This is a genomic window from uncultured Coprobacter sp., from assembly GCF_947855755.1.
Taxonomy (GTDB): domain Bacteria; phylum Bacteroidota; class Bacteroidia; order Bacteroidales; family Coprobacteraceae; genus Coprobacter.
In genome coordinates, this window is the sequence record NZ_CANUAR010000018.1 from 1 (window position 1) to 19,843 (window position 19,843).

General features: G+C 36.6%; 18 protein-coding genes. 5 read left to right on the plus strand and 13 right to left on the minus strand.

Annotated features, from left to right (window positions below; all coding sequences use genetic code 11):
- Positions 1 to 307 precede the first annotated feature (307 nt).
- The 11 genes from Q0093_RS10010 to Q0093_RS10060 all read right to left on the minus strand — a co-directional run bounded on the left by Q0093_RS10010 (position 308) and on the right by Q0093_RS10060 (position 8,928).
- Positions 308 to 1,549, minus strand: coding sequence for a DUF4861 domain-containing protein (locus tag Q0093_RS10010; RefSeq protein WP_294177545.1), 1,242 nt, complete (start codon positions 1,547 to 1,549; stop codon positions 308 to 310).
- 85 nt (positions 1,550 to 1,634) lie between these two features.
- The gene (locus tag Q0093_RS10015) at positions 1,635 to 2,429 is read right to left on the minus strand and encodes a gluconate 5-dehydrogenase (protein WP_294177546.1); all 795 of its coding nucleotides are present in this window, start codon (positions 2,427 to 2,429) and stop codon (positions 1,635 to 1,637) included.
- 28 nt (positions 2,430 to 2,457) lie between these two features.
- Positions 2,458 to 3,300: a 5-dehydro-4-deoxy-D-glucuronate isomerase gene (kduI, locus tag Q0093_RS10020; RefSeq protein WP_009316921.1), complete on the minus strand. Its 843-nt coding sequence runs from the start codon at positions 3,298 to 3,300 to the stop codon at positions 2,458 to 2,460.
- A 130-nt stretch (positions 3,301 to 3,430) separates the two neighbouring features.
- Complete coding sequence (locus tag Q0093_RS10025) at positions 3,431 to 4,480, minus strand: LacI family DNA-binding transcriptional regulator (RefSeq protein WP_294177547.1); 1,050 nt, start codon at positions 4,478 to 4,480, stop codon at positions 3,431 to 3,433.
- Positions 4,477 to 5,325 carry a 50S ribosomal protein L11 methyltransferase gene (gene prmA / locus Q0093_RS10030; protein ID WP_294177548.1) on the minus strand — a complete coding sequence of 283 codons (849 nt, stop codon included), beginning with the start codon at positions 5,323 to 5,325 and terminating at the stop codon, positions 4,477 to 4,479. Before prmA ends, Q0093_RS10025 begins: the two co-directional genes overlap by 4 nt.
- Positions 5,326 to 5,361: 36 nt before the next feature.
- Positions 5,362 to 6,105 carry a hypothetical protein gene (locus tag Q0093_RS10035; protein WP_294177549.1) on the minus strand — a complete coding sequence of 248 codons (744 nt, stop codon included), beginning with the start codon at positions 6,103 to 6,105 and terminating at the stop codon, positions 5,362 to 5,364.
- A gap of 78 nt (positions 6,106 to 6,183) precedes the next feature.
- On the minus strand, positions 6,184 to 7,287 hold the full coding sequence (locus Q0093_RS10040; protein WP_297930064.1) for a TlpA disulfide reductase family protein: 1,104 nt from the start codon (positions 7,285 to 7,287) through the stop codon (positions 6,184 to 6,186).
- Between the two features lie 147 nt (positions 7,288 to 7,434).
- Positions 7,435 to 7,923: a calycin-like domain-containing protein gene (locus tag Q0093_RS10045; RefSeq protein WP_294177551.1), complete on the minus strand. Its 489-nt coding sequence runs from the start codon at positions 7,921 to 7,923 to the stop codon at positions 7,435 to 7,437.
- A gap of 129 nt (positions 7,924 to 8,052) precedes the next feature.
- Positions 8,053 to 8,298 carry a hypothetical protein gene (locus tag Q0093_RS10050; protein ID WP_294177552.1) on the minus strand — a complete coding sequence of 82 codons (246 nt, stop codon included), beginning with the start codon at positions 8,296 to 8,298 and terminating at the stop codon, positions 8,053 to 8,055.
- The gene (locus tag Q0093_RS10055; protein WP_294177553.1) at positions 8,295 to 8,648 is read right to left on the minus strand and encodes a phage holin family protein; all 354 of its coding nucleotides are present in this window, start codon (positions 8,646 to 8,648) and stop codon (positions 8,295 to 8,297) included. Before Q0093_RS10055 ends, Q0093_RS10050 begins: the two co-directional genes overlap by 4 nt.
- A gap of 73 nt (positions 8,649 to 8,721) precedes the next feature.
- Positions 8,722 to 8,928, minus strand: coding sequence for a YtxH domain-containing protein (locus Q0093_RS10060; protein WP_022390768.1), 207 nt, complete (start codon positions 8,926 to 8,928; stop codon positions 8,722 to 8,724).
- 474 nt (positions 8,929 to 9,402) lie between these two features.
- On the opposite strand from Q0093_RS10060, the gene uvrA reads away from it, so the two are divergent.
- The gene (gene uvrA, locus Q0093_RS10065) at positions 9,403 to 12,183 is read left to right on the plus strand and encodes an excinuclease ABC subunit UvrA (RefSeq protein WP_297930067.1); all 2,781 of its coding nucleotides are present in this window, start codon (positions 9,403 to 9,405) and stop codon (positions 12,181 to 12,183) included.
- Between the two features lie 57 nt (positions 12,184 to 12,240).
- Here uvrA and Q0093_RS10070 read toward each other — a convergent pair whose 3' ends face one another.
- On the minus strand, positions 12,241 to 13,140 hold the full coding sequence (locus Q0093_RS10070) for a nucleotidyltransferase (RefSeq protein ID WP_297930069.1): 900 nt from the start codon (positions 13,138 to 13,140) through the stop codon (positions 12,241 to 12,243).
- A gap of 299 nt (positions 13,141 to 13,439) precedes the next feature.
- On the opposite strand from Q0093_RS10070, the gene Q0093_RS10075 reads away from it, so the two are divergent.
- The 4 genes from Q0093_RS10075 (at position 13,440) to Q0093_RS10090 (ending at position 17,371) form a co-directional block, all read left to right on the plus strand.
- Positions 13,440 to 14,030 carry a sigma-70 family RNA polymerase sigma factor gene (locus tag Q0093_RS10075; protein WP_294175953.1) on the plus strand — a complete coding sequence of 197 codons (591 nt, stop codon included), beginning with the start codon at positions 13,440 to 13,442 and terminating at the stop codon, positions 14,028 to 14,030.
- A 74-nt stretch (positions 14,031 to 14,104) separates the two neighbouring features.
- On the plus strand, positions 14,105 to 14,263 hold the full coding sequence (locus Q0093_RS10080) for a hypothetical protein (protein WP_009316907.1): 159 nt from the start codon (positions 14,105 to 14,107) through the stop codon (positions 14,261 to 14,263).
- 172 nt (positions 14,264 to 14,435) lie between these two features.
- Positions 14,436 to 15,086 carry a ribulose-phosphate 3-epimerase gene (gene rpe, locus Q0093_RS10085; RefSeq protein ID WP_294175952.1) on the plus strand — a complete coding sequence of 217 codons (651 nt, stop codon included), beginning with the start codon at positions 14,436 to 14,438 and terminating at the stop codon, positions 15,084 to 15,086.
- Between the two features lie 155 nt (positions 15,087 to 15,241).
- A complete protein-coding gene (locus Q0093_RS10090) occupies positions 15,242 to 17,371 on the plus strand; it encodes a ComEC/Rec2 family competence protein (protein WP_297930072.1) in 2,130 nt (709 codons plus the stop codon).
- Here the strand turns inward: Q0093_RS10090 and Q0093_RS10095 are convergent.
- Entirely contained in the window at positions 17,343 to 19,754 is a 2,412-nt protein-coding gene (locus Q0093_RS10095; protein ID WP_297930073.1) for a TonB-dependent receptor, read from the minus strand. The genes Q0093_RS10090 and Q0093_RS10095 overlap by 29 nt on opposite strands.
- Positions 19,755 to 19,843 lie beyond the last annotated feature (89 nt).

Here is a 19,843-nt window from a genome sequence, read left to right on the forward strand (position 1 = left end):
TTTCCAACAAAAAATATTATCAGGTCATTTTTGTGTTTTCTTCCGGTCTTTTTTCTCGTTTTCCCTCGTCAGATAGCTCAGTATCATCCTCGTAAAAACAGAAAAATATCCTCGAAAGGAACTCTCAAATCTGACCCGAGTAAAATTTAGATAGGCTCTGAGAGCCTTGTCTAAATAAAAACCGGTCAATAACGTAAATATTGACCGGCTCTCGCAAAATATAGTCATATACTATTTTTGCATCTGTTTAAATTTTATTAGAATAGGCAATCGAACATAGTCGTTATCTCTATTCTCGATTTGCATTTTACTTTATGATAGATACTGTCAACGGTTCACTCTTTAATGTAGCCTCCTCATCGATGTATGCATTCCAATCTTCGATTGTATCGAATCCATACTTACTCCATCCCGCTCCCCAATAATAGACTAATTCCGAACCGGGAGTGTAATCTGCAATAGCAAGCACATGACCGTCAGCTCCGCCTCTCAAACTGTTTTTTTCTTTTTCTTCAAAATAAACGGCTTTTGCATCTTTGGCCGTCGGCAAAATAGCTCCGACAAATATTGTTCCATTATTATTATTCGGATTATCGGTCGGATCGGCATAGGTAACATAACCTTTTTCTGCCGAAACTTCATATTGAGCCGAAGATTCCGGATCATGTAATACTATACCGGCAACTATCGGTGTCGTTTCTTTCAGGTTATCATAAGTCACGACGGTTTTATTTAACTGAGAACCGGCATCCAATGAAATCAAACGAGTTTCAACCACAGAATCGCCATTTACAATCAACGGATTATATGTCAGCTTTACAGTAAAGCGCAAAGGACCATTATCCAATATCTCAAACGTCTTATAACAATATGGGTACACAATCGTATCGTTCACCATCAATGCGGCAGTCCCTCCCCCCAAAGTAGGTCCTACCTTATAACAATCCAATCCGTCTCCATGATCTACATGATATGATACAGATTTATACAATTCATCAGCAGCTTTGGGATCTGTTTTCTTTAATTCCGCGATACGGGCTTTTGTTTCAGGATTCAACTCCCCTTCATAGCGCTTTTCAACAACCGGTTCTGCTACCGACTTTACCCAAATGTCATAGCCGAATGCTCTTTCTCCTGTAGCTTGAAGAGCCGGTCCATAAGTACGGAAAGCTATTTTATCATTTTCCCAAGCAATATCGTCTACACGTTCGGGATACTGTCTTCCGCAAGTTACCGTATCGTATTTTTCGGGTATCCCGGCTTGTACAGTATATTCGACAGAAGAATTAGCCTTCACCGTAACCGGAAAGATCAAATTACCGTCATAAGTCAATTGATAAGGCAGTTGTTTGCCTTGTGCATCCAAAATAACGAATTGTGCCGTATCGGATAGCCCGAGCATCTCAGTCACGCTATTCATAGAAATTTCAGCTATTTCATTTTCCCGATCTATCGTTGAATCATTCTTTACAGAAATCTTGACACTCTTACCTCCACTACAAGAGAATCCGATAATTGCAATAAACAGTAATAAAAAGATTTTTTTCATATCTTAATTTATTGGTTAATTATATATACAAAGCAACCCTCTGTCTCAAAATCGAGATAGAGGGTGTATTTTTATCTCCCGTTCTTTATTGGGGTTGTTTTCCGATATAAGCCAAAATACCACCATCTACATAAAGGATATGGCCATTAACGAAATTAGACGCTTCTGAAGCTAAAAACACAGCCGGACCCATCAAATCTTCCGGAGTACCCCAACGGGCAGCGGGAGTTTTTGCGACAATGAAAGAATCAAACGGATGTCTTGATCCATCAGGTTGTTTTTCCCGTAACGGAGCAGTTTGAGGAGTTGCAATATATCCCGGGCCAATGCCGTTACACTGAATATTATATTCACCGTATTCAGAGGCAATATTTTTCGTCAACATTTTGAGACCACCTTTTGCTGCTGCATAAGCAGATACGGTTTCACGCCCCAATTCGCTCATCATCGAACAAATATTGATAATTTTACCATGTCCTTTCTTTATCATAGAAGGAATAACTGCCTTAGATACGATAAACGGACCATTCAAGTCGATATCGATCACCTGACGAAAATCCGCTGCAGACATTTCGTGCATAGGAATACGTTTGATAATACCGGCATTATTTACCAAGATATCGATAACCCCGACTTCTTTTTCTATTTGAGCAACCAAAGCATTAACCTGATCTTCATTTGTTACATCACAAACATAACCATGTGCTTTAATCCCTTCAGCTTCATAAGCTGCCAATCCTTTTTCAACCAACTCAGGTTTAATATCGTTAAAAACGATTTTTGCACCGGCTTGTGCAAATGCAGTAGCCAAAGCGAAACCGATACCGTAAGAAGCGCCTGTTACAAGTGCAACCTTACCTTCTAATGAGAAATTTACCATATTTAATAAAGTTAGTGTGTTTAAGTTTTTATCTAAGATCTGTATTTTTATAAAAATCCTGATCACCATAATCCAGATTTTCACCGCCCATACCCCAAATAAAAGTATAATTACTAGTTGCAGCAGCAGAGTGTATCGACCATTCGGGCGACAATACGGCTTCATCTCCTTTCATCCAAATATGGCGAGTTTCGGTCGGCTCTCCCATGAAATGACAAACTGCATTTCCTTCCGGAACTTCAAAATAGAAATATGCTTCCATCCGGCGACTATGAGTATGTGCAGGCATAGTATTCCAAACACTGCCCGGCTGCAATTCTGTCATACCCATTTGCAACTGGCATGTTTCCAATACTTGAGATACCAACATCTTATTGATGTTACGATGATTAGATCCTTCTAATGAACCCATTTCCGCAACTACCGCATCAGCTTTCGTTACTTTTTTATCCGGATAAGTTTTATGCGCCGGAGCAGAATTGAAGTAAAATTTTGCCGGATTCTTATCATCCAGACTTTCAAATGTAACAGTCCGTTCGCCTGCACCGAGATATAAAGCTTCTTTGTAATTCAAATCAAAAGCCGTATCTCCCACTTTTACACAGCCCGGACCTCCGACATTGAATATTCCCAATTCACGACGAGAAAGGAAATGTGTCGCTTTTAACGGATCTATCGCTTCTAATGTAAGTACTTCACCTACCGGTTTAGCTCCTCCTACAATCAAACGATCATACATAGAGTAAACCATATTTACTTCATTATTTACAAATAAGTTCTGAATCAAAAAATCCTCACGCAAACGAGTCGTATCATAGCTTTTCGCATCTCGAGGATTGCTCGCATAGCGAAGTTCGTAATTTGTTTTCATAACTATCTAATTTATATATTTGATTATTAAACTATTATATTCAATTACCAATATCTTCAACTCAAACTTTATATTTAGATTGTGTAATCGATTGCACAAATGTATAAAAAAATAATCTTCAAACAATACCTCAAATATCTTTTTTTGATAAATTATCTTTTTTAATCGACGACTCTCTTATAATCAAAGAAGAGTCCAATACCTTATCGACCCATTTCCGGTTTTCTGGATCAACAGACATTTCTTCTAATAAAACTTCAGCTACTGTCTCACCCATTTTTTTATTTACTTGATCAACAGAACTTAAAGGAGGCTCAACAAAAGAATCAAAAGGTTCATTAGCAAATCCGACAATAGCAACGTCTTCAGGAACTTTCACTCCATTTTTTTTCAAAACATGCATAACCCCCATTGCCGAATAATCTCCGGCAGAAAAAATCGCATCCGGAAGAACAGGCATTTTAAGTATTTTTTCTCCGGCCTTTTCTCCTGTGGCTAAAGTGATACTGTTTTCAAAAATTAAAGATGAATCTACCCGAATATCCGAATCCATCAAAGCTTGAACATATCCGTCTTGTCGATCTTTATAAACACTAATAGCCTGAGGTCCTGATAGATGAACTATACGAGTACAACCCTGCTCTATTAAATGCATAACTGCATTATAGGCCGCCGTCCGATTATCTATTCTCACACAACTGCTCCTCTTGTCTAACGGAACTCTATCAAAAAAAACAACCGGTACTCCTCTGCTAACAACAGCATCGAAATGTTTATAATCAGTAGTTTCTGAAGCCAAAGATATTGCCAAACCATCGATTTTCTTCGCAAGCATAGTTTTTACGATATTCTTTTCTTCTTCCCAACGTTCGTTCGACTGGGAAACTAAAACGCTATAACCTGCAGCATGGGCGACACTCTCGATTCCCCCGATGACCGAAGCAAAAAAATGGCGATCGATTCTCGGAACAATAACTCCGATAACCGATCCTTTTCCCGTTCTTAGATGATGGGCTACTGGATCGGGATGATAATTCATCTTCTCTGCGAGCTCCGACACCGCTTTTTTCATCTTTTCACTAATTCTCGGATGATTCTGCAAAGCTCGTGAAACGGTCGAAGCCGAAGTATTCAATTCTTTGGCTAAATCATATATCGTAACCTTTTGCAATGGCTTCATATATTAGCTTTCTTTACGAATTTAGTACCCACCCATCGGTTTTTCTCGGTATAAGTCTCCAATACTAACCCACAGCGATTTGCCTCTTCGCATATCACCGGAATATCCTCTTTGTAAAATCCGCTCATATAAAGTTCAGAATTTTCATTCATGCAAGAACTATAAATTTTCATATTCTCTAACAAGACATTCCGATTTATATTCGCCAATATAATATCATAGTTTTTACCGGCAATTTGTTCTGAACCTCCTAATAAAATATCTATATTCGAAATATGATTCAGTCGAATATTTTCAAGAGCATTTTCATAAGCCCATTCATCGATATCGACTCCTGTGACCGATTTTGCACCTCTCAGACTCGCCAAAATGGACAATATGGCCGTTCCGCATCCCATATCCAAAACAACTTTGTTCTCAAATGAAGTTTTGAGCATCATTTCCATCATAGTACTCGTTGTCTCATGATGTCCCGTCCCGAACGACATTTTCGGATCTATCAAAATGTCATATTTCACCTCGGGTATATCAGTATGAAAAGAGCTATGAACTACACACTCATTACCGATTACAATAGGTGTAAAATAGTTTTTTTCCCACTCTTCATTCCAATTACGATCTGGAATTTCGATTACAGAATAATCGATTGCACAATCGACCGGAATTAAAGCGAACGATTGCTTCATACGATCTTCATCGAATAAAGATGACGGTATATACGCAAAAAGTCCTTCTTCAAAGGGAACAAAGCTATCGAATCCGATCTCCCCTAAAAATGCAGAAAGCAAATCTGCACTTACTTCGGAACAGGGGGTTATTTGTATTTTAACTTCAATATAATTCATCCTTTTATAAGCTAATGAGATAAATTAAATACCGTATCAACCTTTCATTTTTTCCAATAAACGAGGATAAGAAACATTTTTCACATGTGCATATTCCGGATATAACTCTAAAACTTTACGATACATTTTCTGAGCTTCCACATAATTCTCTCGTTTTTCTTCTACAACCCCGATTGTTACCATTAATTGAATGTACATCCAATTATTTTTTTTCAATTCGGGATCAGCTTCCATTGTTCGTAAAGCTTTTTTATAACCTTGTAACGCTTTCTCCGTATCTCCTCCAAATATTCCCGGCATATAGAACAAGATATTCGAATATAAAATATTCACATGCGGATCATTCGGTCCTTTAGCAATAGATTTTTTAGCCTTATTCATCATACCTTTAGCTAAAGTTGTAGCTTTCAAAGGGGATAGGGCTATTTGGAAACCTGTCAAATTAGACATGAGACCAAGTAAAAGAGGATTGTCCGGATTTGTTTTATACAGCTTCATCGCAAGCTCATTGGCCTTCCGCAAATTCTCCGACGCCTGTTTTTTCTGCCCGACATCCATCAAATGACCGACCAAACCATAATAATATGTTAAAATTTCCAACTGTCCTTCTGTATCTTGCAATTTAGGATCAGCAACCATCTTATTAATGACCCATGGCCACTGGGAAATTTTTCCATTCAAGAATAAGTTAAATGCTGTAGCTTTGTAATCAATCTGCTGAGCTTTCCCCCCCGAGACTATACACAAAGACAAAATAATAAAAATAAAAATTCGTTTCATTTCTTCTCAATTAATGCCAAAAGAGAGGCCTACACCTCTCTTTTGTATGACAATGCAAAGATAGTCTTATTATTCAAATTATTTCAGGACTTCTTCTAATTTCTTCACCAAAGCTGAACCTTTCAAATCTTTTGCTACAATTTTTCCTTGCGGATCTACTAATATCGTATGCGGTATGCCTTGTATTGCATAGAGCAATACTGCCTCTGACTCCCATCCGTTCAAATCGCTCATCTGAGGCCACGGAAGTTTTGCATTCCGGATGTATTGAATCCACTCATTTTTATTATTGTCAAACGAAACACCGACAATTTCAAAGTTCTTATTTTTAAACCGATCATATAAACTGATCAATGTCGGCATCTGTTTTCGGCAAGGAGCGCACCATGAAGCCCAAAAATCGATCAACACGTATTTTCCTTTTCCAATATAATCAGATAATGAAATCTCCTTTCCCTCCGGATCTTGCATCTTTAAATCAACATACGGCATCCCGACAGCTATATTTCGGGTATGTTCTAAAATATCCGAAAACGTCCGTATCATACGATTTTCTTTAAAAAACGGTTTTGCGTCCCGAATTATCGAGGCTTGTTCTTCAGGTGAGAATAAATAACTGTTTTGAAGAAATACGTAAACTCCCGAAACATTGTCGGTATTATTTTGTATATACTTTTGAGTTAAGATTCTCAAATTGGTCTCTTCGTCTGAAAATTGTTTTTTCAATTTTGTCAAGATACTGTCCGTCAATGTCCCCGTAAGATAATCCGTCACATATTCTCGACTAAGTTGTTCCATTTTTTTATCCGTACTAAATCGAGATTCCATATAACTTTGAAATACATCATTCAACTTTGTACCTGACACTGATGAAACTGTATCTACATTAACTTTCAAATTTCCATTTTCCAAAATAAACAGAACCGGCATATAAGGCAATTTCTCTTTACTCTCGACTGTCAATAATGCCATAGTCGCAGTATCTTGTTTTCCTCGAAATGCAAACTTTCCATTTTTTACAAAAGTACTGTCCATGTCGACAAACGATTCATCCACCTGTTTTCGGAGAAGAACTTTTGTTCCATCTGCCATCTTATCTACAGTTCCTTCGATTGTGTAGTCATTAGTACACGAAGACAGGAGCAATAACACTCCGGCAAAAAATAATAATTTCTTATACATAACAATTTTTTTATACGTTATGTACAAAAAACAATAGATTTCAAGGTAAAGTTCTCATAATTCAACAAATTAACTTCTTCAAAAACAACAAAGGTGAAGATTTGAACAAATCCTCACCTTTACCTCATGATTTATTGAATAAAGTTTTTACTTTTTCGTTCCCGTAACAGTTATATATACTTTTTCTACCAACTCTTGTTCTGCTACAATTTTTAAAGAGACTTCACTCCCTTGGAAATCTCCCACCATAGAGTTGATATATGCATCCAAATCACCTAATACTTTTAAAGGAATATTAAGGTTTGTCGAATTCAAAATAACTTTTTCCCCATCTACGGAAAAAGGCACATTCGGTACATTAATATTCATAGGATCAAGACCTTCTTGTAATATAAGTCCTGAAATAGATAAATTAATAGATTCTTGTCCATTCTGAGTTACGGTAAATTCCTGATTTTCCAATTTTATCGGATTTTCCGATTCTTCATCACCAATATTAATAATAATCGTACCGGTATATGATCCGGCAACATTAATACCTGTATCTTTATCCTTATCATCATCGTCGTCACCACATGCAGTCATAAATGTAACAGCAAACAATGCTATAAACAAATAGAATAAATTCTTTTTCATACTTACGTTTTTTACTTTTTACTCTTCTTGATTAATTTGATTTTAAAATTTGAACACAAAAATAGAGGAATTAAACTATATTTGCAAGGAAATTCTTATTTATTTACAACATCCATGCTCTTTTTAAAATTAACGGAACAGATTTTTTATTTTACGGATAATTTTTAATCCTATCATAAAACCGTCAAATATGGCAAATCCCGTTGTCAATTTTTTCATCAATGACGAATGCATCGGATTAAAAGTAAACGGTTCTGTCAACAAATGATAAGACTCGACAAGTTTTTGTTGCTGATTTTCAATTTGTTTTTTCAGTTCTTGTTTTTGAATCAACAAATCTTCTAACGTTATCTTTTTCTCTTGGATATTCATCATATATCTTTTAAAAATAATTTATACAGAAACCGAACTATCGGGTTAATTATGAGCTGTTTTCTTAATAAAATAACAATGACTAACATCAACAGGCAAATACAGCCTATAATACTAAAAGCCCCTATTAGGCCAATAGCCGGTTCTAATAAATAAGCCAAAGCAAAAAGCAAATAAAAAAGAGCCCCTCCCCCAAGAATGACACTTATCATTAAAACAAGAAAAGCCGAAATAAGAATTGTAAGTTTCTCAACTCCCTCAACTTTCAATAAATCTCGTTGTAATCCAAGATACTCTTTTATTTCAGAAATCAATTGATGCACAGATACAGATTTTGAATCATTATTTATCATAAAACACATAAACTTAAAGGACAAGTATAACAAGCATATATTATACAAATGCCATACTTGTCCCAAGAAATTTCTACTCTTTATCCGAGCTTAGTTCTGAAGTAATCTGATCTACCAATTCATCCATCTCATGATGGTTCAATTTAATTCCCTTTTCACGAAGGAGCTGGCAAATTCGTTTACGAGTATCCTCTCCTTTTTCCGGAGCAAACAGAACTCCCAGTGCAGCACCAACAGCTGCGCCGCCCAAAAAGGCAAATAATGCTGATAAGTTTTTCATAATCATTTATTTTTTAGTGCTATTACAAAGTTAACAAAAATCAGATCGTTTTTATTTTTTTCCACACAAAATATTCCACTTTTTTGAGATTATTTTATTTTCTCTCAGTTAAATCCCCAAAGAGAAAAAAATTATATATAATGTATCTGAAAGAGGCGAACCTTTTTTTTACATCCACTTTAATGTATTATCTTTGACTGTGTCTTAGAGCCTGTCGTAAATTTTGCTCGGGTCAGATTTGCGAGATTCTTTCGAGGATGTTTTTCTGTTTTTAGGAGGATGATAGCGGGCTATCTGACGAGTGAAAACGGGAAAAAAGACCGAAAGAAAACGCAAAGATGACCTGATAATATTTTCTTATTGGAAAATTTAGACAGGCTCTTAGATACTCCCGATCGGCAAAAACAAATTTTATTTGCTTTTGCGCTTGACTTATTCGTATCTTTGTAGGTTAATTTTGATTTGACAGCTAACATGACCGATAACTCAATATTTATAAAAGGCGCTCGGGTAAATAATCTCAAAAATATCGATATCGAGATACCCCGAGACAAACTGATCGTAATAACAGGACTCTCCGGTTCAGGAAAATCTTCATTGGCATTCGATACCTTGTATGCGGAGGGACAACGCCGGTACGTCGAAAGCCTCTCTGCCTACGCACGACAATTTTTAGGACGTATGAGCAAACCTGAGTGTGATTTCATAAAAGGTATTCCTCCTGCAATCGCAATAGAACAAAAAGTCAATACGCGAAATCCCCGTTCCACGGTAGGCACTTCCACCGAAATTTACGATTACCTACGACTATTATATGCTCGCATAGGAAAAACAATTTCTCCAATATCCGGGAAAGAGGTCAAAAAACATCAAATAGAAGATATAATCAGATGTATGTCCGATTATCCGGAAGGAACGCGATTTTCAATTCTCACGGCATTACATATTCCCGAAGGCCGAACTTTAGAAACACAGCTCGAGATTTTATTAAAAGAGGGATATAATCGCATCGAATATCAGGGAAAAACTATTCGAATAGAAGAATTAGAACACTCACCTAATATAGACACGACTTCTCTTTTCCTAATAATAGACAGAATGACTGTCTCTTCTGAAAAAAACACAATAAGCCGATTAGCAGACTCAGCAGAAACAGCGTTTTTTGAAGGGGGCGGTGAATGTATTCTTAAATTCTACACTGAAAAAGGGATAGATGAACGCATATTTTCAAAACGATTCGAAGCTGATGGTATTACTTTTGAAGAGCCGAACGATCTCATGTTCAGTTTTAATAGTCCTGTAGGAGCATGCCCAACTTGTGAAGGATTCGGCAAAGTTATCGGCATTGACGAAAATTTAGTTATTCCCAATAAAGCTTTATCGGTATTTGACGACGCTGTCATGTGTTGGAAAGGAGAAAAAATGAGCGAATGGAAAAAGAATTTGATTCGTGTAGCCGAAGCTTCTCACTTTCCCATACATCGCCCCTATTATCAACTTACCGAACAAGAAAAAGAACTCCTATGGAACGGGAATCATCTTTTCGGAGGAATTCACGATTTTTTCAAAATGCTTGAAGAAAACCAGTACAAAATTCAATATAGAGTCATGTTAGCCCGATATAGAGGCAAAACAATTTGTCCCGATTGTAAGGGGGGACGACTAAAGCCTCAGGCACAATATGTAAAAATCGGAGGAAAATCTATTTCAGAATTGGTAACTTTACCGATTACCGACCTAAAAGCTTTTTTCGACACTTTGTCATTAGATGAGCATGATAGCGTTGTTGCTAAAAGATTGCTGACAGAAATAAAGAACAGAATAGGTTTTCTTGTAAATGTCGGACTGGGTTATCTGACATTGAATCGACTATCTTCTACTCTTTCAGGAGGAGAAAGTCAACGGATCAATCTTGCAACATCTTTAGGAAGCAGTCTCGTCGGATCTCTGTATATTCTGGATGAACCAAGTATCGGATTACACTCTCGCGATACGACTTTACTTATAAAAGTATTAAGAGAATTGCAAGCTTTGGGAAATACCGTGATAGTTGTAGAACATGACGAAGAAATAATTCGCGCTGCCGATTATATCATCGACATAGGTCCTAAGGCAGGACGTCTTGGCGGAGAGGTCGTTTATCAAGGAGACCTGTCGAAACTCAAAAAGGCTACAAAAAGTTATACAGTCCGGTATCTTACCGGTGAAGAAAAAATCGAAACACCAACCCACCGAAGAAAATGGAACAGCTATATAAAAGTAGAAGGAGCTGCACATAATAATCTCAAAGGAATAGATGTCATATTTCCTTTACACATAATGACAGTAGTTACAGGAGTTAGCGGTTCGGGAAAATCATCACTGGTCAGAGACGTATTTTTCAAATCTCTTTCCAGATTTTATGAAGAGGATGGAGAGCAACCCGGTACATTCAACCGACTTTCCGGAGACATGCAGATGGTAAAACATATCGAATTTGTCGATCAAAATCCGATCGGCAAATCATCGAGATCTAATTCGGCAACATACCTAAAAGCTTTTGATGAAATCAGAAAATTATATGCCGAACAGCAGGCTGCCAAACAAATGGGATTTACTCCGGCATACTTTTCGTTCAACGTAGAAGGCGGACGTTGCGAAGAATGTAAAGGCGACGGAACTATCACCGTTGAAATGCAATTTATGGCGGATATTACTCTCACATGCGAAAGTTGCCACGGGAAAAGATTTAAACAAGATATACTTGAAATCGAATATCATGGAAAGAATATCAATGATGTATTAGAAATGACTATCAATCAGGCTATTGAGTTCTTTTCGGAACAGCAAGGAAGTATCGAGAAAAAAATTATCAAAAGACTGAAACCGCTACAAGATGTGGGATTAGGATATATTAAGCTCGGACAGGCTTCTTCGACCCTTTCGGGAGGAGAAAATCAACGGGTAAAGCTCGCTTATTTCTTGAGCAATGAAAAGCAAGAGCCTACGATATTCGTTTTTGACGAACCGACAACAGGATTACATTTTCATGATATAAAAACATTACTAAAAGCATTCGATTCTTTAATAGAAAAAGGGCATACGGTCGTAATTATCGAACACAATATGGACGTAATTAAATGTGCTGATTATGTCATAGACATGGGTCCTGAAGGAGGAGACAAAGGCGGTTTTCTTGTTTGTGCAGGAACTCCAGAAGATATTGCGTCTTGTGAAAAATCTTACACCGGGAAGTACTTAAAAGATAAATTATGATGATAAAGAAAATGCACTTGAAATTTCAAGTGCATTTTCTTTATCATCATAAATATTTTAAAATAACTTAGCAGGGTACTCTCCGGCAGCAACCAAAGCATTGATCTTATCTACAACAACCGGACGATCTAAAGCATAAGTTACACCAAACCATTTAGAAGGCGTATCCAAAACTTTAACTGTTGCGATTTTATTTTGAATCAAATGATTTACCATCAACGGAATAAAATATTCCGCCTTGAGATTTCCAGCATTTTCTTTTAAGAACTGAACAAAATAATCTTCTGAATATTTAAAGTAATCGGGCGTAAATCCCCACATATTCATGGATACGGGAGCATTCTCGTCAACTTCTGTCCAGACATCTCCCTCTTTAAACATTACCTTTCCGTCACGCCGTTCTATTTGAGTCCGCTCTACAACAGAGGTCAGCTCATTTTTATCATTCATTTCGCAAACTCCCCGAGCAACAGAGCCACTTTCGGACAGAGTATTTCCGACACGATATCCTACCATACAATATTCATTCTGTTTTCCGTCCAATTTAGACAAATAATCTGCAAGAATGGCAAAACTTTCACGGCCATAAAAATCATCTGCATTAATGACAGCAAATGGCTCTTTAATCACATCTTTCCCCATTAATACAGCATGATTAGTTCCCCACGGCTTCTCCCGGCCTTCAGGAAGAGAGAACCCATCAGGTAAATAATCTAATTCTTGAAATACTACCTCAACAGGTATTATATTCTCATATTTCTTTAAAATTTTTGTCCTGAAATCTTCTTCAAAAGAATGTCTGATTACAAAAACAACTTTCCCGAAGCCACCACGCACTGCATCAAAAATAGAATAATCCATGATAGTTTCGCCATTAGGACCAAGCCCGTCTAGCTGCTTTAATCCGCCATAACGGCTACCCATTCCGGCAGCCAAGACAAATAGTGTAGGTTTCATAATTCACGTTAATTTAGTTGGTAAACGAATTACAAAAGTAATAATAATACGTAAGAAATACACTTTTTTTATCAAATCTTTTATATTCCCCTATCATAGCTCTAACTCTTAAACGATTAACATTTTACGTGTTAAAGCTGTTAAATATGAACTTTTAAGGAGGAAAAATAACAAGAATGCTTTTTTTTGTATGGAAAATATATTTTATTTGCAACAAATCATCAACTAATTCATTCACATAAACAAAAAACAAGAGCCTATAGAAAAACATTACTCTTAAACCAACATACTACAAGGTAATGAATAATTTAGCATCACGAACAGACGAAGAACTGGTCGTACTTTATTCGAAGGGTAATAACGAGGCTTTTGACATTCTTCTGAACAGATACAAAAACCGTATTTATTCTTATATATATTATATAGTTAAAGATAGAGACTTGACTGAAGATATTTTTCAGGAAACCTTCGTAAAAGTAATCACGACTATCAAACAGGGACGTTATGTCGAAACGGGGAAATTCCCATCATGGATTTCCCGTATAGCCCACAATTTAATTATCGATTACTATCGTCAGGAGAAAAATGAAAATCATTTATCTAATGACGAAATGAATCCTGATGTATTCAATCGGAAAGAATTAAGCGAAGGTACGATAGAAGACTCATTAGTACAGACACAAATTCAAGCCGATATTCGTAAACTGGTAGCTGCGCTTCCCGATAACCAGAAAGAGGTACTCATCATGCGTTATTATAAAAACATGAGCTTTAAAGAGATTGCAGACGCTACAAATGTAAGTATCAATACTGCTTTGGGACGAATGAGATATGCAATTTTAAATATGAGGAAAATGGCAGAAGACCACCATATCGAACTTTCTTTATAAAAAAATAGCATGTTAGGATAATAAAAAACAGAGTAGGCACGTTTTAATAATAAACAAAATAAAAAACAGTGCCTATGAAAAAAAGCTCTACTCCTCGACTGCTTTCAGAGAAAGCTATTGCTCCGATATTAACACCTAAAAGTTCTACTGTCGAACTTCTTAAGCAATTTGCACGGTCATATACCTATGAAAGCAAATTGCCTCAAAATCTCGGAGGATACATTCTAAACTAAATCATTATCCTGTTTTTTGAAATATTCTTTTTCAAAAAACAGGATTTTTATGCCTTGGCTACTAATAACTTGCTTCCCAAAGCGGCCTAATACCTTTAGAGAAAATCTTTTATTTTTGTTCATAAATCCAAATCCTATCCGTATCTTTGTATATAATCTGATTTTATAAGATATGACACATAAAATAGCACCGTCCCTCTTATCCGCCGATTTCGGCAATCTGCAAACAGCCATAGAGATGGTAAACCAAAGTGAAGCGGATTGGTTGCATCTGGATATCATGGACGGCGTATTCGTACCGAATATTTCTTTCGGGTTTCCGGTTTTGAAATATGTAAAAGAAATCAGTACAAAACCTTTGGATGTTCATCTTATGATCACCGACCCCATTAAATTCATCAAGGAAATCAAAGGGATTGGCGCTTATATGATGAATGTGCATTATGAGACTTGCGTACATTTGCACCGTACTGTAGAACAGATAAAAGAAAACGGAATGAAAGCAGGTGTTACATTAAATCCCCACACTCCTGTTTCTTTACTGGAAGACATTGTTTCGGATGTTGATATGGTACTTATTATGTCTGTAAATCCGGGATTCGGAGGACAAAAATTTATAGAACATTCTACTGAAAAAATCTCAGTTTTAAAAGAGATGATTTTACGGAAAAATGCCAATACTCTCATTGAGGTTGACGGTGGTATTAATTTAGACACCGGTAAAAAAGTTTTGACAGCCGGAGCGGATATTCTTGTTGCAGGAAATGCGATATTCAGTGCTCCAGATCCTATGCAAATGATAGCAAAACTTAAAGCGTTATAAAAATTCGATATAATACCGGAGACAGGAACTCTGATAAATTACCTCAACAACATTCTTTGTTAATCTCATTCTAATCCATATCCGAAACACACAATCTTATTTGTCATTTCCTGTGCTCCCGTATATATCGTAAAAATAGCCCGATATAAAATGCCATGAAAAATTCCTTTCTCCCAATCGAAGAAGCTCCGTTTTTACGCATACTGCTCCCGTTCATAACGGGAATCTTATTACAATATTTTTTACCATTCCTTCATACTATTTATATTTTTTCGTTTTTAGGTATCATATTTATTATTAAATATCACAATTCATCAAAGTTCCCGTCAAAACGATTTATAAACCGGCACTATTTCGGTATGGCAATATCTTTATTCTTCATTTCTGCAGGAATTGCAACATTATTTATAAAACAGAAAAACGAACCGGGACATTATTCACCTAATCATAAATATGCTATTGCAACCATTACCGATTGTAAAGAAACACAACGTTCGATCTGCTGCGAAACAGAAATAAAAGAATGGATTCAACAAAACGGACAAACGATACACGACAATCAAAAAGCCATTCTATATTTTAAGCCGGATGCCCTTTCTCGTTCCCTAATAAAGAATAATATAATCATATTCAAACAAAAGCTCGCACCTATTGCCAATTTTAAGAATCCTGAGAGTTTCGATTATGCATCTTATATGAAATACAAGGGGATTTTATATACACAATATTTAGACACACAAGATTGGAAGCGGTTAGGTTACAGAGAAGATAAATCTATCAAAGGTATTGCTCAAGGATTGCAAGATTCAGCATTAGAAAAACTGAAAAGAGATAATTTTTCGGAAACTTCTTATGCTATATTAAGTGCTCTATTATTGGGAAATACAAAAGAAATCACTCCAGAAATCCGTAATGCGTTTTCTACAAGCGGACTTGCTCATATACTGGCTGTCAGCGGACTGCATACCGGTATTATATGGTCATTGTTATACATACTTCTTACACCACTCGTATGGATAAAGATGTCAAAATTACGACCGATTCTTATAGTTATCTTTTTATGGGCATACGCATTTCTAACCGGATTGTCTCCCTCTGCTGTCAGAGCAACAATCATGATCAGCTTAATATTATTCGGACAAATTCTCGACCGTAAGGGAACAACCATGAATAATCTTTTTGCAGCAGCATTTTTTATGTTATTATACAACCCGTATTATTTATTCAATGTCAGTTTTCAATTAAGTTTTATTGCAGTATTCTCAATTCTTTATATTTATCCGGTCCTTTATGATCTGATAAACCCTTCCTCGAAATGGAAATCATATATAATATCGATATTTTGTGTCTCTGCCGCATCTCAAATAGGGACATTGCCGTTAACCGTATACTACTTTCACGAGTTACCTTTACTTTCCCTGCCGGCAAATCTGATCATTATTCCTATCCTCCCTTTTATCTTAGGAGGTGGAATGCTTGTCTTAATATTGAATTATTTACAAATACCTGCAACTTTTCTGATAAACGGATTAGACCAAATTCTTATATATATAGAACACCTGACTAAAATAATTTCTACCCTTAATTTCTCTTCTATCAAGAATATCTGGATAGAATCTCATTATGTCCTGTTTCTGTTCGTCATTATTTTTACTCTTTTCTGGTCTTACCGAACACGACGCAGCGACATTCTGATTTTTACTCTTTCGTTCGCAGTATTGTTTCTAACGGCAGACACTTTTTACAAGAGTCATCCTATTCAAAACGCATGGGTCGTTTACCATGATAATCACAGCACAACGATCAACTTCATCGATAACGGGACTAATTATATTTTTTATTCAAATCCGGAAAAGCAAGATTCGACAATAGAAAGAAAAGCCCGTAACTTCTGGCTAAAGAATGAAATAGGTAATATTATACATATAAAAGAAGACAGTACCCATCTTCAAGATCTGACAATCTGCCACCCTTTCATTCATTTCAAAGGCAACAGAATACTATTACTAAACTCAGGATACTGGAAAAACAAAAAAAGCGCTTATCTTCTTCCCATCGATTATGCCATTATCAGTAAAGGTTTTTCAGGGAAACTTTCGGATATTACCGAGTTATTTAGCATACAGACAATCATACTTTGCTCAGATCTCAATTACTTCAAACATCAAGCATTACAAAAAGAGTCCGATCAATTGGGCATATCTTGTTATTCGATAAAAAAATCCGGAGCATGGATATTCAATACAGATACACAACTTAGAATTCCATTGATAACCTCAGATTGAACTGCCTCATAGTAAGATAATTAGGAACAGCACTTTGATGATTATAAATATCAGTCACCCAATAATAAGAATTTACATTACTTATATCCAACAAGTTAAAGACATCCAATCCAATCCAGATGCTCTTAAAATAGCGAAAAAATCCTCGTTTCATCAATCGGTCTTCTCCTCCGACCAATAAACGGGAAGCCCCTATATCGACCCTACGATATGGAGTTGTACGAAAGTAACCGGCCTGACGCCCTAATCGAGGAGCTCCTACGGGTAATCCGTCTGCCCAAATCGCACGTAAGCTAAATTTATATTTTGGGAAACGGGGTACATAATCTTGAAAAAACAACGCCACACTATATCTCTGCTCTGTCGGACGAGGAACTCTTACCCCTCCGATCGTTTCCTGTGTTCTCATCAAAGAAAAACTTAACCAAGAATCTGTCCCGGGAACAAATTGTCCGAAAAGCTTTAAATCCAATCCTGCAGCATATCCTTTCGACTCATTCCGTCCTGAATACCAAATACGGACATTATCTACTTCGTAAGGGATCAAATTATCGAGCTTTTTATAATATAACTCTGCCGTAAATTTAAAAGGTCTGTTCACCGCCCTAAAAGAATAATCGCTACCCAATACAAAATGAACAGATCTTTGAGATTTAATAGAGCGGTTCAAACGCACTACATAATTTTCTCCGGTACGCACCGTATCTCTCAACTCTTTATAAAAAGGAGCCTGATAATAAAGACCGGTCGCAAATCTGAATGTCAACCGATCATTAAAATTCGGAATGTAACCGACCGAAGCTCTCGGACTTAGAATAAACTCCTTATTGAATCCCCAATAAGAACCGCGTATGCCTCCGGTAAATGTATAAAAGCCAGACTTAGCCCGCAATTTATAAGTATCCTGTGCATAAAAAGAGAAACGATTGCTTTGCATATTCTGGTAAGAACTAAGGCTGGAAACAAGATCAATTCCATTACCCGTATGCGGTAAAGAATACCCGGCAGAGTCCCGAAGTTCCCATTCCCTCACCCTATCCTTAATTATTTCACGTTGAAAGTTAACGCCATATTTCAGTTCATTCTTGCCGAAACGAGTAGCCCCTTTAGCAGCTATTGCAAAAACCGAAGCGTTCAAGCGATTTCGAGCATGTTCATGGTAAGTTCCATATCCCAATGTCCCGGAAGTCTGTGGAACTCCACCATTATTTGCCATATCCAATTCATCGAGCCAATATTCACCGGTAATATCATAAGTTACGATCTCATTTGTTGCAAAAGCCGAAGCCAGCAACGATAATGCGGTATATTTCGACACACCGTAATTTAAAGAAAGAGCACCAAAAAATGTTTGGAACTTATCTTTTTCTTGTCCGTCGAAATAGACTTTAAACTGCGATGCTGATGTATAAGTTCCGTATTTCGTCGTACGCTCTTGCGGAGTAAAATTATAGATATTATTAGATATATTTCCCAAAAGAGAGATATTCCAATTCGGAGAAAATTTATATGTTAAATAAGTCTGATAATCAAAAAACGAAGGATCATACTCACCTTTCGTATCTAAAGAACTTAATAATGTTGAATTAGTTTTATACCGGAAACCGTGTAACTGAGAAAAATTTTTCGTACTATGTCCGATCATGGCACTAGCACCCAGAAAACTGGCAGATACAGCTCCCTCAAAAGCTTCTGGTTGTTTATAAGTAATATCCAATACAGACGACATTTTATCACCATATTCTGCAGAATAGCCTCCGGAAGAGAAACCGATACTGCCGACCATATTCGGATTGATAAAGCTTAACCCCTCCTGCTGACCCGAACGCACGAGTAAAGGCCGATATATCTCTATCCCGTTTACATAAACGATATTTTCATCGAAATTTCCTCCACGCACCGAATATTGGGAACTAAGTTCATTACTGGAATTAACCCCGGCTAAGGTCGAAAGCATACTCTCAATACTTCCTCCCGAAGCATCCGGCATCAACCTCAAATCTTTTGCATCTATTTTTTGGAGAGTACCGGTTTGTTTCCTTATTTCCGTCACGACCACCTCTCCCAATTTTTTATCTTTAGTATAAAGCCTCATATTTAACACCACATTACCTTGCGGTGCCGCCAAGACCCTCTTTTCGGTTCGATAACCCAAGCAAGAAAAAATAATTTCTATAGAATCCTGAGAAGCCACCGTCAGCTCATATTCTCCTTTCAAATCGGTCAATGTTCCTTGTGTAGTTCCGCCTATACGCACACTGACTAACTCTAATCCCTGATTATCAGCATCGATCACCTTCCCGGAAATTTTTATACGTGATTGAGCAAATACGGCAGATCCGATAAAAATAAATATAAAGAATATATATAGCTTTATTTTCATGAATTTCATTTTCAAAAGAATCTTTCTTTTCAGATATATAACGTAAAAAATATGATTTACGTATATTTACATTTTCAAGACGCGCAAAT

Excerpts from the sequence above, each read along its gene's own strand:
- Q0093_RS10010 (WP_294177545.1), bottom strand. The coding sequence starts at position 1,549 with ATGAAAAAAATCTTTTTATTACTGTTTATTGCAATTATCGGATTCTCT.
- Q0093_RS10015 (WP_294177546.1), bottom strand. The coding sequence starts at position 2,429 with ATGGTAAATTTCTCATTAGAAGGTAAGGTTGCACTTGTAACAGGCGCT.
- kduI (WP_009316921.1), bottom strand. The coding sequence starts at position 3,300 with ATGAAAACAAATTACGAACTTCGCTATGCGAGCAATCCTCGAGATGCG.
- Q0093_RS10025 (WP_294177547.1), bottom strand. The coding sequence starts at position 4,480 with ATGAAGCCATTGCAAAAGGTTACGATATATGATTTAGCCAAAGAATTG.
- prmA (WP_294177548.1), bottom strand. The coding sequence starts at position 5,325 with ATGAATTATATTGAAGTTAAAATACAAATAACCCCCTGTTCCGAAGTA.
- Q0093_RS10035 (WP_294177549.1), bottom strand. The coding sequence starts at position 6,105 with ATGAAACGAATTTTTATTTTTATTATTTTGTCTTTGTGTATAGTCTCG.
- Q0093_RS10040 (WP_297930064.1), bottom strand. The coding sequence starts at position 7,287 with ATGTATAAGAAATTATTATTTTTTGCCGGAGTGTTATTGCTCCTGTCT.
- Q0093_RS10045 (WP_294177551.1), bottom strand. The coding sequence starts at position 7,923 with ATGAAAAAGAATTTATTCTATTTGTTTATAGCATTGTTTGCTGTTACA.
- Q0093_RS10050 (WP_294177552.1), bottom strand. The coding sequence starts at position 8,298 with ATGATGAATATCCAAGAGAAAAAGATAACGTTAGAAGATTTGTTGATT.
- Q0093_RS10055 (WP_294177553.1), bottom strand. The coding sequence starts at position 8,648 with ATGATAAATAATGATTCAAAATCTGTATCTGTGCATCAATTGATTTCT.
- Q0093_RS10060 (WP_022390768.1), bottom strand. The coding sequence starts at position 8,928 with ATGAAAAACTTATCAGCATTATTTGCCTTTTTGGGCGGCGCAGCTGTT.
- uvrA (WP_297930067.1), top strand. The coding sequence starts at position 9,403 with ATGACCGATAACTCAATATTTATAAAAGGCGCTCGGGTAAATAATCTC.
- Q0093_RS10070 (WP_297930069.1), bottom strand. The coding sequence starts at position 13,140 with ATGAAACCTACACTATTTGTCTTGGCTGCCGGAATGGGTAGCCGTTAT.
- Q0093_RS10075 (WP_294175953.1), top strand. The coding sequence starts at position 13,440 with ATGAATAATTTAGCATCACGAACAGACGAAGAACTGGTCGTACTTTAT.
- Q0093_RS10080 (WP_009316907.1), top strand. The coding sequence starts at position 14,105 with ATGAAAAAAAGCTCTACTCCTCGACTGCTTTCAGAGAAAGCTATTGCT.
- rpe (WP_294175952.1), top strand. The coding sequence starts at position 14,436 with ATGACACATAAAATAGCACCGTCCCTCTTATCCGCCGATTTCGGCAAT.
- Q0093_RS10090 (WP_297930072.1), top strand. The coding sequence starts at position 15,242 with ATGAAAAATTCCTTTCTCCCAATCGAAGAAGCTCCGTTTTTACGCATA.
- Q0093_RS10095 (WP_297930073.1), bottom strand. The coding sequence starts at position 19,754 with ATGAAAATAAAGCTATATATATTCTTTATATTTATTTTTATCGGATCT.